The following is a 15,857-nucleotide window of genomic DNA, read 5'->3' on the forward strand; positions in this document are numbered from 1 at the left end:
CAAAATATTAAGCGTACATAAGAGCATTGGAGAAAATAGATGGAAGTATCATTTGAAGGATTGCAGGGCGCAGATTTGGTTGTGGACACTGTATATAAAGGTGGCAAAATAAGTGGAAAAGGCTCAGAGGTCCTTTCCAAATTGTTACCTAATTGCAGTAACTCTGGTGGCTTTAGAAAAGTGATGAGAAAAGACGGAAGTGGGATGCCTGCGTATGTTGTTCTTTATTCATCGATGCAGGAGCTTGCTTGGCCGGATTATTTAGATGAAGAAACCGGAATTTTTAGATATTATGGCGATAATAGAACGCCTGGAAGAACCATTTTGGATACACCAAGAAAAGGTAATCAATTATTAGAATTTGTATTTGCTTGCCTTAACAGTAGGGATGGATCGATAAAAAACATTCCGCCATTTCTTATTTTCAAGAAAGGTGGTTCTGGATGGGATGTTCAGTTTCTTGGATTAGCTGCACCTGGGAATCCCAAAATATCACCAGATAAGGATTTGGTTGCTTTTTGGAGAACAATGGATGATAAACGTTTCCAGAATTATGAAGCATATTTTACAGTTCTAGAGACTGAGAAGCCGATAAGCAGAAAGTGGCTTGAAGCATTGATTTATAATCATGATGATAGTTTACAGTACGCGCCAGATGTTTGGAAAAAATTTATCAGTGAAGGCAGAAACGGAATAGTACCACTAATAGCAAAAAAACTTCCTAAAATTCCAACCAAATATGATCAATTGCAAAGTGATGTTGAGGGGACAAAATGCCTGTCCATGATCAGAGATCATTATCAAGATAATCCATATGGATTTGAGAATTGTGCAAAAAATATTCTGGAAAAGATGGATGAAAGATTTCAGGATTTTTCCTTGACACGTCCTTGGCGAGATGGTGGAAGGGATGCTTTGGGTTACTATGTGATCGGTGGGCAAAGCAAGGCAAATTATCCTTTGCGAATTGATTGTGCAATGGAGGCAAAATGTTATTCAGAAAACCATTCTGTTGGTGTTAGGGAAATGTCACGCCTCATTTCAAGAATACGATATAGGCAGTTTGGTGTATTGATTACTACCAGTTATGTTCATGATCAGGCATACAAGGAAGTAATGGAAGATGGACATCCTATATTAATTATGTCGGCTACGGATATAGCTAGTGTTTTGAGGAAAAATGCAATCATTTCATCAAATATTGAAGATTGGTTTACCATATTGGATAATACTGATGGCAGAGGTTTTGCTGATCGCATGAAAGCATATTATGATAAAATTGAAACAATTTGACGCTAAAACATACAATAGCGCTTAATGGGAATGCTTCTGAATCGGAAAGACAAGCTGCTTTTGAAAGATTGGCAATGAACGAGGATGAAGCAACAGATGACAACCAGCCGTTGGATTATATTTTCTCTGTTGAAATATTAAATGAAGGTGTGGATATTGTTGAGGTTAACCAAGTTATTATGCTTAGACCAACGCAGTCCCCAATTGTTTTTATTCAACAACTTGGACGAGGTTTGCGAAAAGCCAAGGGAAAGGAATATGTAGTTATTCTGGATTTTATTGGAAATTATAATAACAATTTTATGATTCCCATTGCGCTATCAGGGGATAGAACTTACAATAAAGACAATATTCGTAGATACATTATGGAAGGTGGAAGGATAATTCCAGGAGCTTCTACCGTACATTTTGATGAAATTAGCCGGAAAAGAATTTTTGCATCTGTAGATAATGCAAATTTCAGTGATATTAAGCTTATCAAAGAAAATTACACGAATCTGAAGAATAAGCTTGGAAGGATTCCGAGACTTCGAGATTTTGACGATTACGGCGAGATGGATGTTCTTCGGATTTTTGACAATAACAGTCTTGGTTCCTACTATAAATTCCTGGTGAAATATGAAAAAGAATATAAAGTTCGGTTGTCCTTGGATGAGGAAAAGGTAATTGAATTTGTATCCAAGAAATTAGCAAATGGAAAACGTATACAGGAGCTTCAACTGTTAAAACGAATGCTCACGTATTCTCATGGGTTTCCTAAATTAGGCCTCTTTGCAGAGCTTTCCAAAGATATGAAATCATATGGAAAAGAACTTAACCAGGATCAAAAAGAAAATATTGTAAATGTGATGACAAATGAATTTCCTGCTGGAACAGGTAAGAAGACCTATTCTCAGTGTGTGTTTATTGAAGAAGCTGGAAATGACTATAAACCAACGAAATCGTTTGTGGAAATGTTATCAAATGATGATTTTTATAATATCCTTAAAGAATTGGTTGATTTTGGAATAAGCCGCTATGAAAGAGATTACAGGAATAGTTATGCTAAGACTGATTTGGTTTTATATCAAAAATATACTTATGAAGATGTTTGCCGCTTGCTGAACTGGGCACAAAATGAAGTGCCTTTAAATATTGGTGGTTACAAGTTTGACAAAAAGACAAAAACATTTCCTGTATTTATCAATTATGATAAAGAAGAAAATATTAGCGATACAACCAAATATGAGGATCATTTTATTCCTGGATTTCGAGATCGTTTAATCGCAATTTCGAAATCAGGAAGAAGCTTGCAGTCAGAGGATGTACAGAATTTCTTAAAAGCGAAAGAGCGAGGAATCCAAGTGGAACTTTTTGTACGAAAAAACAAGGATGATAAAATTTCCAAAGAATTTTATTATCTTGGGCATATGACAGCAAGCGGAAAAACGAAAGAATTTAAAATGGCAAATACAGAAAAAACAGCAGTGGAGATAGAGTGGATTCTTGATGTACCTGTAAGGGAAGATATTTATGAGTATATTGTGAATTCATGATGAGGAGGAACTTATGAAAACAGTTAGAGTAGTCGCAGCAGTAATAAAAGCTGTTAATAAAAAAGGCGAACCCATTATTTTTGCAACCCAACGTGGCTATGGCTCCTTAAAAGGCGGCTGGGAATTTCCAGGTGGAAAAATAGAACCTGACGAGACACCGCAGGAAGCGTTAAAACGTGAAATTATGGAGGAACTTGATACAGAAATTGCAGTGGGAGAGGTAATTGATACCATTGAGTATGACTATCCAGACTTTCATCTTTCCATGGATTGCTTCTGGTGCGAGATCGTGAGTGGAGATATTAAGTTGAAAGAGCATGAGGCTGCAAGGTGGCTGACAAAAGAAAAGTTAAAAGATGTAGAGTGGCTACCGGCAGATGTGACGTTGATTAGTAAAATTGAGAAAGATATGTGAACATATATAAGATATAAAAGGGGAGACGTAGAAAAATTTGTGGTGTAATGTAATATCTGTTTATAGAATATGTCTATGTGTGAACAAGTGTATTTGGAGAGAAAGTTTTGCGTAGAAAATTAAGGCAGAGGGTTTCTGAAATAGCGGGAGTTTCATTCCAGATAAAATTAAGTCGGCCAAGTGGAATTTTGAAAAAAGATATTTTGCTTCGTGCAATAGGATAGGTTTTTGAACATATGAAGGAGTTCTTTTAATTTAAGACAGTTTGTTTTATAATGTATACAAACACATGCATGCTAGAGGGGGATAGATATATGTGGAATGATATTGAAACTACGACGGATTATTTACATTTTTCAGTTGTATCTAAAACAGTAGCAGAGTTAATAATTGAATCAGGGAATAGTCCAATATCTATAGGTATATCTGGAAGTTGGGGAGCCGGAAAATCATCTATGGTGAAAATGATTGGTAAAGATTTGAATGATCAATCAGGTAGTGATGAATATATATTTCTTGAATTTAATGCATGGTTATATCAGGGATATGAAGATGCAAAATCGGCTTTGCTTCAGGCAGTGACAACGAAATTAACTGAAGAAATTAGAAATAAAAAAATTAATGAAAAGAGTGAAATCGGACAGAAATTTAAGAAATTTTTGAAACGCGTTAATTGGTTTCAAGTATCTAAGTTAGTATTCCCTCTAGTGGCAGGGGTTATTCCGGGAGCAGCACCAGTTGGAGCTATTGCAAATTTTGTTAATTCCATAAAGAGTAGCTTGAATAATCGTGGTAAAAGGAGTGAAAATAGCGAAAAGATAAATACTGCAATTGAAGAATTACTTCCAGAATTAGATGGGGTTTTTAAGGATAACGAAGAAATGACAGAGCCGGCTACAAAGCAGCTTGAAGAAATTAGAATAGAATTTGAAGAAATACTTGAAGCGTTAAAAGTGAAATTGGTTGTTCTAGTTGATGATTTGGATAGGTGTATGCCAGAAACAGCAATTTCGACACTTGAAGCAATGAGATTACTGTTATTTGTAAGACGAACCGCTTTTATTATTGCTGCAGATGAACAAATGATAAGAAATGGAGTTCGTGCTCATTTTAATGGAGTCGAATTGTCGGATGGATTAGTTACCAGTTATTTTGATAAACTAATTCAGGTTCCAATTAAAATACCACATTTGGGAGTTGCCGAGGTAAAATCATACATAGTTCTTTTGTTCATGGAGATGGAAGTAAGAAAGAACAGAGTGGAACAAGAAAGTTTTTTAGAAGTGCAAGAAAAATTTAGTAATCTTTTGTCTAAAGCTTGGGAAAATGATCTGACAGTAGAAAAAATTGAAGATTTTTTTGATGAAGATATTAAAAATATTATGAAGGAATATGTGGCGATCGCTGATCAGTTGGCAGGTATTCTGGTAAGTGCTGATAATATTAAAGGTAATCCTAGGTTGATAAAAAGGTTATTAAATGCACTTGAAATAAGAAAAAAGGTTGCCAAATTTAATGGAATGACATTAGACTCAGGCGTGTTAATAAAGATGCTATTATTTGAGAGATGTGCATCAGAAGGAGCATTCGATTATTTGGCTAAAGAAGTAGCTAATGCAGAAGGCGGAAGTCCAGAATTTATACAAGAAATAGAAGCTAGTCTATTAAATGGCGAAACATATAAAGCTCCAGATGCTACATGGAACGATGAGTTTGTGCAGAAATGGTTATTAATCGAACCCAAATTGGGCGGAATTGATTTACGTCCATTGCTATATCTTAGTAAAGATAAGGCACTTTCGTTTGTGGCATATGACGAACTTTCTGTTAAAGGCGAAGAATTGTTAACCGCGTTAAAGAATGTAAGAAATGGTACGTATATTAAGGATCTTGTTGAGGAAGTTAAGGCGTTAGGAATAAAAGAAGCGGAGAAATTGTTGAAGAGAATAATTAGTCTGGGACGCAATGAACAATGGAATATAAATATTTTATTTGCAGCAGTGCATATTACGGAAGCTTTTCCTGAATTAGGTCGAAATTTAGCTTCGGCTTTGGGGGAAATACCAGCGAAATCTAGAAAAGCTCCTATTATTCCTATTATTGCGGATAAAAAATGGGCTCAAGATATGCTAAAACAATGGAACGACGATTCTGAAACGCCAAGTAGTGTAAAAAAGGCGATAATACAAAAAAGTAGAGGTTAATAATATATGGGAACATCAGCTTCAAGTATGGGACCAGGGGCAGGCGTTTCGCTGGATCCAGAATGGTTAGATGATATAGAATTACCTAATCAAGATAATGCCTCGTTGAACGATTACAATAATGACAGTGGAGAAAATGATAATCAATTTGATGAAAAGAAACTAGACGGGAACAAAATACCTGATATAGCACCTAAATTTCGCTTTGCAAGTGCTAGGAGAGGAATGGGGGAATATGTTCGTTCTGGAAGTAAAGACTCTTTGAGAAAATCTTTGGGACATTATTCCAAAATAGGAATGGGTGGTGCAAGGAATCTTTCAAAACGAATGCGCACTTCAACAAAAGTAGCCACAAACTTTTTTCGGACATTTCAAGCGTTAAGGGACAATAAGGATTTTGCATTAGGAAAGATTTTGTTGGAATTGCAAGGAAGAGGTGCTAATGCGAATGAAATTATTGATACAATTATAGATAATGTGTGTCCAAGTGGTGGAAGTTTAGATGAAATAACATGTAGAGATTCTGGAAGATTTGCGTTGAGTGAGTTTATGAATCAAAATCCGAGTGCAGATATTAATAAACTAACAGATGATCAGATATGGTCTCTTACAGGTGCATTTCTTGGAAATGAGGCATATAGTCGAGTTCAATTGGATATAGGACAGTCTTTTGAAAAACAAAATGTGTCGGCAGCGGAACGTGTTAATAGAATGAATGAAATGAAAGAATATTTGCAGTCGGAAATATCAACTCAATTGAATAAACTTAGAAATTCTGGTAGTCAGACAATTGGTATGGAGAAGCTGTTTCGAACAGCTATAAAAAATACATTTGAAGTGTACGAGGTTGAAGTATGAGTAAAGTGATTTGTTATCCACGATGTTGCGTTCCCGAATATTATAATGATGAGTATTACTACTTTGAAATGTTTTCGATTCCAGAACATAAAAGAAGTAATGTAGGTCATGTTGGAGTGCAATTGTTTAAAGAATTAAAAAAATCGAAAATTACGCCAACTGTAGAGGCCTTGGATTTTACAATTATTGCTATGGCTGTAGTTGCTGCGGATAAAGCAATATTAAGAAGGAATAGTGCCGATGGTTGGACGAGGAAAATTGAGCTTTACATATATTTACATGATGCAGCTAAATGGAGAAAAGAAAAAAGAAAGTTGGAGGATATGCTTCGTTTTCTCAGTGGGGATTTTTGGATGCTTACTATAAAAGATTTGCCTGAATCATTAGTTCCAAAGAAAAAATTTGATTTAAGAAAACAAGACTGTATTTGTTTGTTGTCGGGCGGCATGGACAGTCTGGTAGGAGCAATTGATTTGCATGAAGAAGGAAGAAATCCTTTATTTGTGTCTCAAATAGTTAGAGGAGATGCAGATCATCAGAGAGAATATGCTATGCAGTTTGGATCTGATAATTTATGCCAGTGGAGTAATAAGGTGTATAAAAAAGGAAAATCCGAAAATTCAACCAGAGCAAGATCAATTATGTTTTTTGCATTTGCATTATTGGCGTCTTGTGGCATTAATTGTAATACTCAAGGAAGAAAGGAGCTATTTGTACCTGAAAATGGCTATATCAGTTTGAATATGCCATTGGATCCACTTAGAACCGGTAGTTTAAGTACAAAGACAACACATCCAGTGTATATGAATATGTTACAGGAGATATGGAATGATGTAGGAATAAATATTGATTTTGTATTACCGTATAAATATAAAACAAAAGGTGAAGTTCTAGAGGAATGTAAGAATCAGAATTTGATGGAAAAATTTATTTTTGGATCAACCAGTTGTGGTAAATATCAAAGATATGGATTGCGTCATTGTGGCGTATGTGTTCCATGTTTGGTGAGAAGAGCCTCTTTTCTGAAAAATAGAATGTGTGATGAAACGGAGGGGGGATATTGTAAAGAAAATTTGCAATTAGCGGATTCTAAAGATGTAGCAGCTGCAACATTAGCAGTCGTTCAACTTAAAGAAAATGGTATTGAAAGTCTTGTGAAGGGTATGCTAACTTTCGCAAAAGGGGAGGAAAGAGATTTGTATTTAGGTGTTATTGAACGTGGTTTATTGGAAATAGGTGCTTTGTTAAAGGAGTATAATGTTATATGATAGATTTTCATTGCCATTTGGATTTATATAAAAATCCGTTGGCAGTATTTGAAGAAGTAAAAAAAAGAAAAGTAAGGGTATTAGCAGTTACGACGAGTCCACGTGCGTATTTAAAATCATTACAGTACTTTGGGAATACGGACGATGTAAATGTTGCATTAGGGTTTCATCCGGAATTAGTTGCTGATAGGAGAAGTGAAATTGAGTTATTCATGGAACAACTTTCAAATTGTAGATATATTGGGGAAGTTGGGGTGGATGGTACTGCTAGAAATCAATATTCATATACTGTACAAAAAAGTTTTTTCTATAACGTACTAAATGAGACTGAAAAACAGAATGGAAGAATACTTAGTATTCATTCGAGAGGTGCTGTTACAGAAGTGCTAGACGGCATTGAAAAAAGTATAAACAAAAATATACCTATAATGCATTGGTTTACTGGAAATGCCAAGGAACTTCAAAGAGCTTTATCGTTAGGCTGTTGGTTTAGTATCAATCCTAAAATGTGTTATACAAAATCTGGTAAGGATATGGTTATGCAAATACCTTTAAATAAAATGCTACCAGAAACAGATGCACCATTTACTGAAAAAAATGGAAAATTATATATGCCGTGGGATACAGATGTGATAGAATTTTTAGCGATACAATATGGAAAATCTATATTTGAGATTAAAAATCAGATGGAAATTAATTTACGAGTACTCAATAATAGTATATGATTAGGTTGTTAGGGGATATAGAAAGGCATAAAGTTTGGAACGATTTTCTAGAAAGAATGATTGAATAACAATAATATTTATATATGTTTACACCCTTTATAAAACAAAAGCTCTTAGGAATTACCCAAGAGCCTTGTTATCGGCAATCGTTCACGATTATTTTTTTACAGGGGGGAGTGCCCGGATCAGCCAATATGATTTCCTCAGCAAGTGAGCCTGTGTTTTTCTATCTTTATTATACACAATTATGGAGAAAAATCTATAGGTAAAATGTGACAAAACAAGAAAAGATATTAACAAGTATTCTTGCACCCCCAAAGGTTTCATAGTATCATATATCCTATAAAAAGATAATGATGCTATGAACCTTTTTTATTTAGGAGCGATATCTATGGGAAGATTTGTAAATCCGGACAACCGTGCTTTTCAGGCGGCTTTGAATTCGAAAATATATGTTGATAAGACTGGTTTGTTGGAATACACGAATAGCGTTTTAAATTCAACAAATGCGTACATTTGCAACAGCCGTCCGCGGAGATTTGGAAAGTCTATTACGGCAAATATGCTCACGGCATATTACAGCAAAGCATGTGACTCTAGTGAAATGTTTTCAAATTTGGAAATCAGCAACAGCCCAGATTTCGTGGAGCATTTGAATAAGTACGACGTGATTCACTTTGATGTGCAGTGGTGCATGATGGCAGCTGGAGGTCCGGAAAATATTGTCTCTTATATTACAGAGCAGACAATCCTGGAATTAAGGGAATTTTATCCAGATGAGTTTCCAGAAGATGTAAATTCCTTACCTGAGGCTTTATCCCAAATTAATAATGCAACAGGAAATAAGTTTGTTGTAATTATTGATGAGTGGGATGTTTTGATACGAGATGAGGCGCAGAACCAGCAGATACAGGATGGATATATTGATTTTCTGCGGGGAATGTTTAAAGGAACTGAGCCTACTAGGTTTATAGCATTGGCTTTTTTGACAGGAATTCTCCCGATTAAAAAATTGAAAACCCAGTCTGCACTTAATAATTTTGATGAATTTACTATGTTAAGTTCGGGGGATTTTGCACCGTATATTGGTTTTACGGAGGAAGAAGTAAAAGAGCTTTCTGGAAAATATAACCAGAATTATGAAAAAGTAAAAAAATGGTATGATGGCTATTGGTTAAATGATTATCAAGTATATAATCCAAAAGCGGTTGTCAGTGTAATGCTGCGTGGAGAATTTAAAAGCTATTGGTCCGAAACTGCTTCATATGAAACGGTTGTGCCGTTGATCAATATGGATTTCGATGGATTAAGATCTGCAATTATCGAAATGCTGTCAGGAGATTCCGTGAGTGTAGATGTAACTACGTTTCAGAACGATATGACTAGTTTTTCCTGTCGGGATGATGTAATTACGTGTTTAATTCATTTTGGGTATCTTGGTTATAATCAGATTTATAAAAAAGCTTTTGTACCTAACGAGGATATTCGTCAGGAGTTACTTAGGATTGTGAGAAGAAAATAACGGGAGGAATCCACCATGGGACATTTCTATTTCATCCGACACGGACAGACCGTGTGGAATGTTGAGAATAAAATTTGCGGGGCTACAGACAGTCCGCTTACAGAATATGGACGCGAGCAGGCAAAGGAGACGGGACAGAAGATTCTTACAGAGGGGGTTAAGGCAGATGAAATCCTCTGCTCTCCGCTTAGCAGGGCAGCGGATACTGCCAGGTTGATTTCGGAAATGACAGGAATTCCATACAGGGTGGAACCAAGGCTGATTGAGCAGAATTTTGGAAAATGGGAGTCCACTCCCCGGGATGGGAAGGATTTCAAGAAAGCAAAGGAGTTTTTTGCATGCAGTCATGAAGGCGGAGAATCAACACTTCGGCTGGCACAGAGGATTTATAATCTTCTTGATGAAATAAAAGCAGAGTCCGATAAGAAGACTTACATCCTGGTTGCCCATAATGGAATCGCCAGAGTGGTACAGTCCTATTTTACGGACATGACAAATGAGGAATATGCTGCATTTGGAGTAAAAAACTGTGCTGTGGTTCGATATGATTTTAAATGACAAAAGAATATTCGGAATATGAATGATTATTTTGAAACGGTAAGTAATCTTGAGGTAATTAAGCTGGATAAGAAACGAATAACTCTGTGCCATTATCCTGATTAAAGTGGCAAACGGAGGAGAACAGGGAAAAGAGACTGGAGAATAAACCAAATGATAGTTAATAAATGTTCGGAAATTTTATTAGCAAAATCAAAAAAACTATATGGGAACTACCGGGATAACTGTACAGTTGTCCAGAGAATGCTGGAAAAATATAAAAAGTTATATCCTAATATTTCTGATTATTCTATAATGCATTTTATCGATATTGCAGAATTTTGTGATATGATAATGGATAAGCAGAAACTGGAAAATATGAATGAAGATGAGTGCTACTGCCTTTTGTCTGCAGCGTTATTTGCACATATTGGATTTGGCTTAAATCAGGAAATTATGAATAGATATGTGGACAAGCTTGGAATTCAGAAGCAGGCAGAAGAGCTTACGTTCTTTCCGGTTATGAGTAAATATCATGTTTTGTTCAGTGCATGCCTGTTGGAAGAATACGGTGATATATTTGAATTTCCATCAGATCTGCATAAATATGCCATAATCCGTATGCTTCACTTTATCGGTGGAAATGGTACAGCACCTGTTCAGTTAGAAGAAGCTTTGGTGTTGAACAATCAAAATGTTATCAGTCTGAGGGAACTGGCGGCTGTGTTAGCTGTTGGAAATCAGCTGGCAGAATTAAAAAATGCAAATATTGATTTGAGCTATGACAAGTTCGACAAATATAATTCCGAAGAAATCGTTGGATTTGTTGAAAGAAACGTGGTAAGAAGTATTAAGGTAAAAGATGGCAAACTGGTGATAGAAGCAGGCGGTTCGGATTCGGCTTATACACTGATTGAGCGGAAGGTAAATTTAATTATTGATAATTTTGGGAAAATTGTCAGTAGTCTGTCTAATCGGTCAGACCACAGTTTTGATTTTTTTTCTATTGCTTCCATAGAGCTTCACCGCCTTCCGTCAGCGGAAACAGCTGAAAAAATCTATCTGAACAAAGAAATCGAAGAATCATGGACAGATGAGGACAGGGAACTGTTTCAGAAGCTTTCTCCTGAGGAAAGAGTGTTTTATGCCGATTATTTATCCACAGAATTCGAGACAACCAAATTCCTTGTAGAGTTCGCGAAAACCAACAAAGCCGTACTGGAAGGATTAGAGTACAGAGTGAAATCACCGAAATCCTTGTACAATAAGCTTTATCAGAGAGTAGAGAAATCCTTCTTTGATTCGCTGGCGGATGTAGTCCGTTATACGATCATACTGGATCCGGAAGATTATGTAGAACAGATCCGTTCTGTTATAACGGCTTTGTCTGAGAAAAACTGGAAAATTTATGCATTAAAAAATTATTGGACCAATGACGGTTTTCCATACAATGGCGTGAATACCAAATTTAAAAATCCGCGCAACTACCGAATTGAAATCCAGTTTCATACAAAGGAAAGCTTTGATGTGAAAATGAGCAAGGAAGACCACGACTTGTATGAGCAGAGAAGAGTCCTTGAGCCTGGATGTGATGAGTATAACAGGATATTGCAGCTGCAGCTGAACTTATATTCTAATATGGAGTATCCAAAAAACATTGCACTTTTAGATAATATTTGAACAAATTAAGGAAAAGGGGAAGAAATATGTTTTCTTTAAAAGAAAAAGAAGTAAATACTGGACGCCAGAGAGAGCTTGACCTGGTAAAAGGCTTTCTGATGATTATGATTGTATTTATACATTCCTTTCAGACAATTGCAGGTGCAGCAGCGGCAGAGTCAAGTGTACATAAAATTATGTTTGCCCTGTTTATGCCTACCGGAGCTTGCTTATATCTGTTTACCATGGGTTTTGGAAGTGTTTTTACGCGCCATTCCCAGCCAAAGGACATGGTCAGAAACGGTATAAAACTGTTGATTTACCAAGGCATAAGCAATTTATGCTATGCGGCAGTCATGACGGTCAGCTACGCCATTAGAAATTCTATTACAGGAGAAGTAGCAGGCAGCAGGGAAGTATTTGAAGCAAGTCGGTATTCCATGCTTACATTTGTGAATATCTTTTTCATATCCGGTATGTGCTACCTTGTACTTGCTTTGTACAGGAAATTTAATGTAAAACTTGGCGGTTACATAATAAGTGCATTGATAGTGGGAATCGTAACACCTTTTACCAAACTGCTGGTTTCTGATAATCAGGCACTTAACTGGCTTCTGGATATGACCTTTGGGGGAAAAGGTGAGACAAGCTTCTGCTTTTTTCCATATCTGAGTTATGTATTTTTAGGATATGTTTTTGCAAAAGTAATCAGAAAAGTACCAGAGGATGAAAAAGGAGCTTTTTACAAAAAGAGCGGTCTGGTATGCGGAATCGTAGCGGCAGCCTGGTTTGTAATCTGCATCGTAATGCATCCGGGTGTTGACGGATTCTTTAATTATATGATCGAACAGTATCGAACTCCCGGACTTGTGAAAGTAGTGGGAACCTTCTGCAGCATTATCCTTGTATTTGCAGTGGCATTTTTTCTCATGCCGATTATAGAAAAATGGAAATTTGTTTACAATAAGCTGTGCTATTATTCCAGGCAGATATCCAAAATGTATGCAGTGCATATTGGAGTATATTGGACGATTGCTGGTTTTGCAGCTTTTTACGAATTTAGTGTAAGAGATTGTCTGATTTTGTCAGTCGTTGTGCTGATCGTAACAGATCTACTTGTGCAGGGATATCTGAAACTGACAGATAAGCTAAAAGGATAAAAATGGAACAATACTATTATAATCATATGAACAAACCCCAGCAGGCTACTTATCACAGCATTTTTGTCGGGGTGAAAAATCTATCGGATGAAATTCAGGTTCCGGCACTTTCCGGAGAGGAGCTTTACAATATTTTTTTCCAGATGAGGCTGGACCATCCGGAAATATTCTGGGTAACTAATTTTAAATATCGTTACTACAAAGATTCGCCGAACCTGATTTTCATACCGGAATATCTTTTTGAGAAAAATAAGATCCGGGAGCATCAGAAGGCTCTGACAGCCAGGGTAGAGAAGCTTGTCCGCCCGGCACAGAAGATGTCTGAGTGGGAAAAAGAGAAATATGTGCACGATTTTATCTGCGAAAATGTCCGTTATGACAAACTGAAAAAAGCATATTCCCATGAGATCATAGGTCCTCTTGGACAGAGCGTCGGGGTATGCGAGGGCATTGCGAAAGCGGTGAAGGTTCTTCTGGATGCGCTGGGAGTATGGTGTGTGATCGCAATTTGCGGTAACAATCCGGAAAAAGGAATCAAATACCGGCACACCTGGAATATTGTAAAGATAAATGGCATATATTATCATTTAGATGCCACTTTTGATAACAGTCTGGGAAAAGATCACGAAAACACGGAAATCCGCTATGACTATTTCAACCTGGATGATCAGCAGATCTTTCGCGATCATGAGCCCTTGATCGCGCCTGTGCCTCATTGCAATGATCATGATCATTTTTACTACAAAGAGAAGAAATTATCATTTACCAAACAGGAGGATGTATACAAGCGGTCTTTGCAGGCTGCTAAGAAAGGAAAGGTGCTTGTTTTTCACTGGCGGGGTGGATACCTGACAAAAGAAGTATTAAATGAGCTTCTTGACCTAATCCGCAAAGCAGGCATGGAAAAAGAGAAAAACGCAATGGTCAGCATAAACTGGCCTCAGGCAGTTCTTCGCGTCCAGTATGCTGACATACAGGTACAGGAGAGTGTTATGCTGGAGGAAGCGAATGAAGGGGAGAAGGATTGATGAAATGACCCACGGGATTTTGTGCTGAAACTGTCCGGAAAAAATAAAACATTGTTGAAAGAATTCTATTGTTATATGATTTCGTAAGTGATATACTTAAACACAAGAAAACCGTGTAAAATTACAGTTTATTTTTTGCGCGGTTTCTTATATACAGAGGGGTTAGTTTGGTCTAACACAAAGATGGCTTGAAAGATTATAGCGAAAATATAATCAACAAGCTATAGAACTGTTACTATACCGCTGAAGAAAATTATTTTTGCTATATATATGAAAAATTTTTCGATTATACAAGGAAGGAAAATGTAATGCTAATGAATATTTTTGAAGGTATACTGATTCCGTTTGTCGGAACAACACTAGGTGCAGCATGTGTGCTTTTTATGAGAAAAACACTTAGCAAGTCAGTGCAACGTGCACTTGCAGGATTTGCAGCTGGTATAATGGTTGCTGCTTCAATTTGGAGTCTTTTGATTCCGGCTATTAAACAATCTGAGAGTATGGGAAGATTATCATTTGTTCCGGCAGTTGTTGGGTTCTGGATCGGTATCTTGTTTTTGCTAGCACTGGATCATTTGATTCCACATCTTCATGTTGGTAGTGATCAGGCAGAGGGGCCGAAAAGCAAGCTTGGCCGTACAACAATGATGGTGTTGGCTGTTACACTACACAACATCCCTGAAGGTATGGCAGTCGGTGTAATGTATGCGGGATTTCTTGCTGAAAATGCACAGATTACAGCAACAAGTGCACTCGTTTTATCACTTGGAATTGCCATTCAGAATTTTCCGGAAGGAGCGATTATATCCATGCCGCTTAGGGCAGAGGGCGAAAGCAAGGGAAAGGCATTTCTCGGAGGTGTACTTTCAGGAGTGGTTGAACCGATTGGAGCAGTACTGACGATTCTTGCTGCACAGCTGGTAATCCCGGCATTACCATATTTACTGAGCTTTGCAGCAGGAGCCATGTTATATGTTGTGGTTGAAGAACTAATTCCGGAAATGTCGCAGGGACAGCACTCGAATATTGGTACGCTTTTCTTTGCACTTGGATTTAGTTTGATGATGATCCTAGATGTGGCATTAGGGTAAGAGGCGAGAAATGATTCTTAGCGATTATGCTGGCAGTTACATTTGAAAGCAGTTTTGGAGATAAATTTATGTATCAACATGCTATGAAGGCACCAGATGAAATGAGGGAATTGCATAAGCAGTTTTATGCTTATATGAAAAGAATGAAGAAATGCGGATGCAAGGCGAAAAGGTACAGTGATTGGAGAAAAAAGCATGAAAAATGAAGAATATAAAAAATGTCAATTAAAGAATTTACAAAAGCAGCAGGAAGATATGAAAGTAGCCATGCTGGTATTTACGAAATGTGCAAGAAAGATTATCCGGATCCACAGGCATTTTTTGACAGTGTGAAGAGATGTCTTCGCCCAAATGGAAGGTTGGTTCTTAGAGATGTGACCAGTGACAACAAAGTATTGGTATGGCTAATGAATACATTGGAAATGCCGTTGGCAAATATATGCGGACATGGAGATGTCCAGGTGCCAACAAGAGATGTGGTCATAAAATGTTGCAAAAAAGCAGGATTAAAAGTAGAAAAATTTGAAATTCGTAAAGGTATGCGAATGCATTGTGTTGTGAG

The 15,857-nt window shown here is 36.9% G+C and carries 14 protein-coding genes; all 14 read left to right on the top strand.

Annotation, left to right across the window (positions count from 1 at the left end):
• Window positions 1-39 precede the first annotated feature (39 nt).
• A complete protein-coding gene (locus AB5618_RS10295; RefSeq protein WP_148462474.1) occupies window positions 40-1,293 on the top strand; it encodes a restriction endonuclease in 1,254 nt (417 codons plus the stop codon).
• Entirely contained in the window at window positions 1,290-2,828 is a 1,539-nt protein-coding gene (locus AB5618_RS10300; protein WP_368366723.1) for a DUF3427 domain-containing protein, read from the top strand. The genes AB5618_RS10295 and AB5618_RS10300 overlap by 4 nt, the downstream gene beginning before the upstream one ends.
• A 13-nt stretch (window positions 2,829-2,841) precedes the next feature.
• On the top strand, window positions 2,842-3,243 hold the full coding sequence (locus tag AB5618_RS10305; protein ID WP_148462473.1) for a (deoxy)nucleoside triphosphate pyrophosphohydrolase: 402 nt from the start codon (window positions 2,842-2,844) through the stop codon (window positions 3,241-3,243).
• A gap of 314 nt (window positions 3,244-3,557) precedes the next feature.
• Entirely contained in the window at window positions 3,558-5,447 is a 1,890-nt protein-coding gene (locus AB5618_RS10310; RefSeq protein WP_178090633.1) for a P-loop NTPase fold protein, read from the top strand.
• Between the two features lie 6 nt (window positions 5,448-5,453).
• Window positions 5,454-6,305, top strand: coding sequence for a Qat anti-phage system associated protein QatB (gene qatB / locus AB5618_RS10315; RefSeq protein ID WP_148462471.1), 852 nt, complete (start codon window positions 5,454-5,456; stop codon window positions 6,303-6,305).
• Complete coding sequence (gene qatC, locus AB5618_RS10320; RefSeq protein WP_148462470.1) at window positions 6,302-7,573, top strand: Qat anti-phage system QueC-like protein QatC; 1,272 nt, start codon at window positions 6,302-6,304, stop codon at window positions 7,571-7,573. Before qatB ends, qatC begins: the two co-directional genes overlap by 4 nt.
• Window positions 7,570-8,298 (top strand): Qat anti-phage system TatD family nuclease QatD, encoded by a 729-nt coding sequence (qatD, locus tag AB5618_RS10325; protein WP_148462469.1) that lies wholly within the window; start codon window positions 7,570-7,572, stop codon window positions 8,296-8,298. Before qatC ends, qatD begins: the two co-directional genes overlap by 4 nt.
• A gap of 391 nt (window positions 8,299-8,689) precedes the next feature.
• Window positions 8,690-9,820 carry an AAA family ATPase gene (locus tag AB5618_RS10330; protein WP_148462468.1) on the top strand — a complete coding sequence of 377 codons (1,131 nt, stop codon included), beginning with the start codon at window positions 8,690-8,692 and terminating at the stop codon, window positions 9,818-9,820.
• A 15-nt stretch (window positions 9,821-9,835) separates the two neighbouring features.
• On the top strand, window positions 9,836-10,378 hold the full coding sequence (locus tag AB5618_RS10335) for a histidine phosphatase family protein (RefSeq protein ID WP_187566389.1): 543 nt from the start codon (window positions 9,836-9,838) through the stop codon (window positions 10,376-10,378).
• 153 nt (window positions 10,379-10,531) lie between these two features.
• On the top strand, window positions 10,532-12,037 hold the full coding sequence (locus AB5618_RS10340) for a hypothetical protein (protein WP_195983053.1): 1,506 nt from the start codon (window positions 10,532-10,534) through the stop codon (window positions 12,035-12,037).
• Window positions 12,038-12,063: 26 nt separating this feature from the next.
• Window positions 12,064-13,176 carry a heparan-alpha-glucosaminide N-acetyltransferase domain-containing protein gene (locus AB5618_RS10345; protein WP_118582554.1) on the top strand — a complete coding sequence of 371 codons (1,113 nt, stop codon included), beginning with the start codon at window positions 12,064-12,066 and terminating at the stop codon, window positions 13,174-13,176.
• 2 nt (window positions 13,177-13,178) lie between these two features.
• Complete coding sequence (locus AB5618_RS10350; protein ID WP_148462465.1) at window positions 13,179-14,204, top strand: transglutaminase domain-containing protein; 1,026 nt, start codon at window positions 13,179-13,181, stop codon at window positions 14,202-14,204.
• Window positions 14,205-14,512: 308 nt separating this feature from the next.
• Window positions 14,513-15,295, top strand: coding sequence for a ZIP family metal transporter (locus AB5618_RS10355; protein ID WP_148462464.1), 783 nt, complete (start codon window positions 14,513-14,515; stop codon window positions 15,293-15,295).
• Between the two features lie 218 nt (window positions 15,296-15,513).
• The coding region (locus AB5618_RS10360; protein ID WP_243243839.1) for a class I SAM-dependent methyltransferase at window positions 15,514-15,857 on the top strand (344 nt) is incomplete at its 3' end.

It is taken from the genome of Ruminococcus sp. J1101004sp1_RTP21198st1_B9_RTP21198_201120 (genome assembly GCF_040924245.1).
GTDB lineage: Bacteria > Bacillota > Clostridia > Lachnospirales > Lachnospiraceae > Blautia_A > Blautia_A faecis.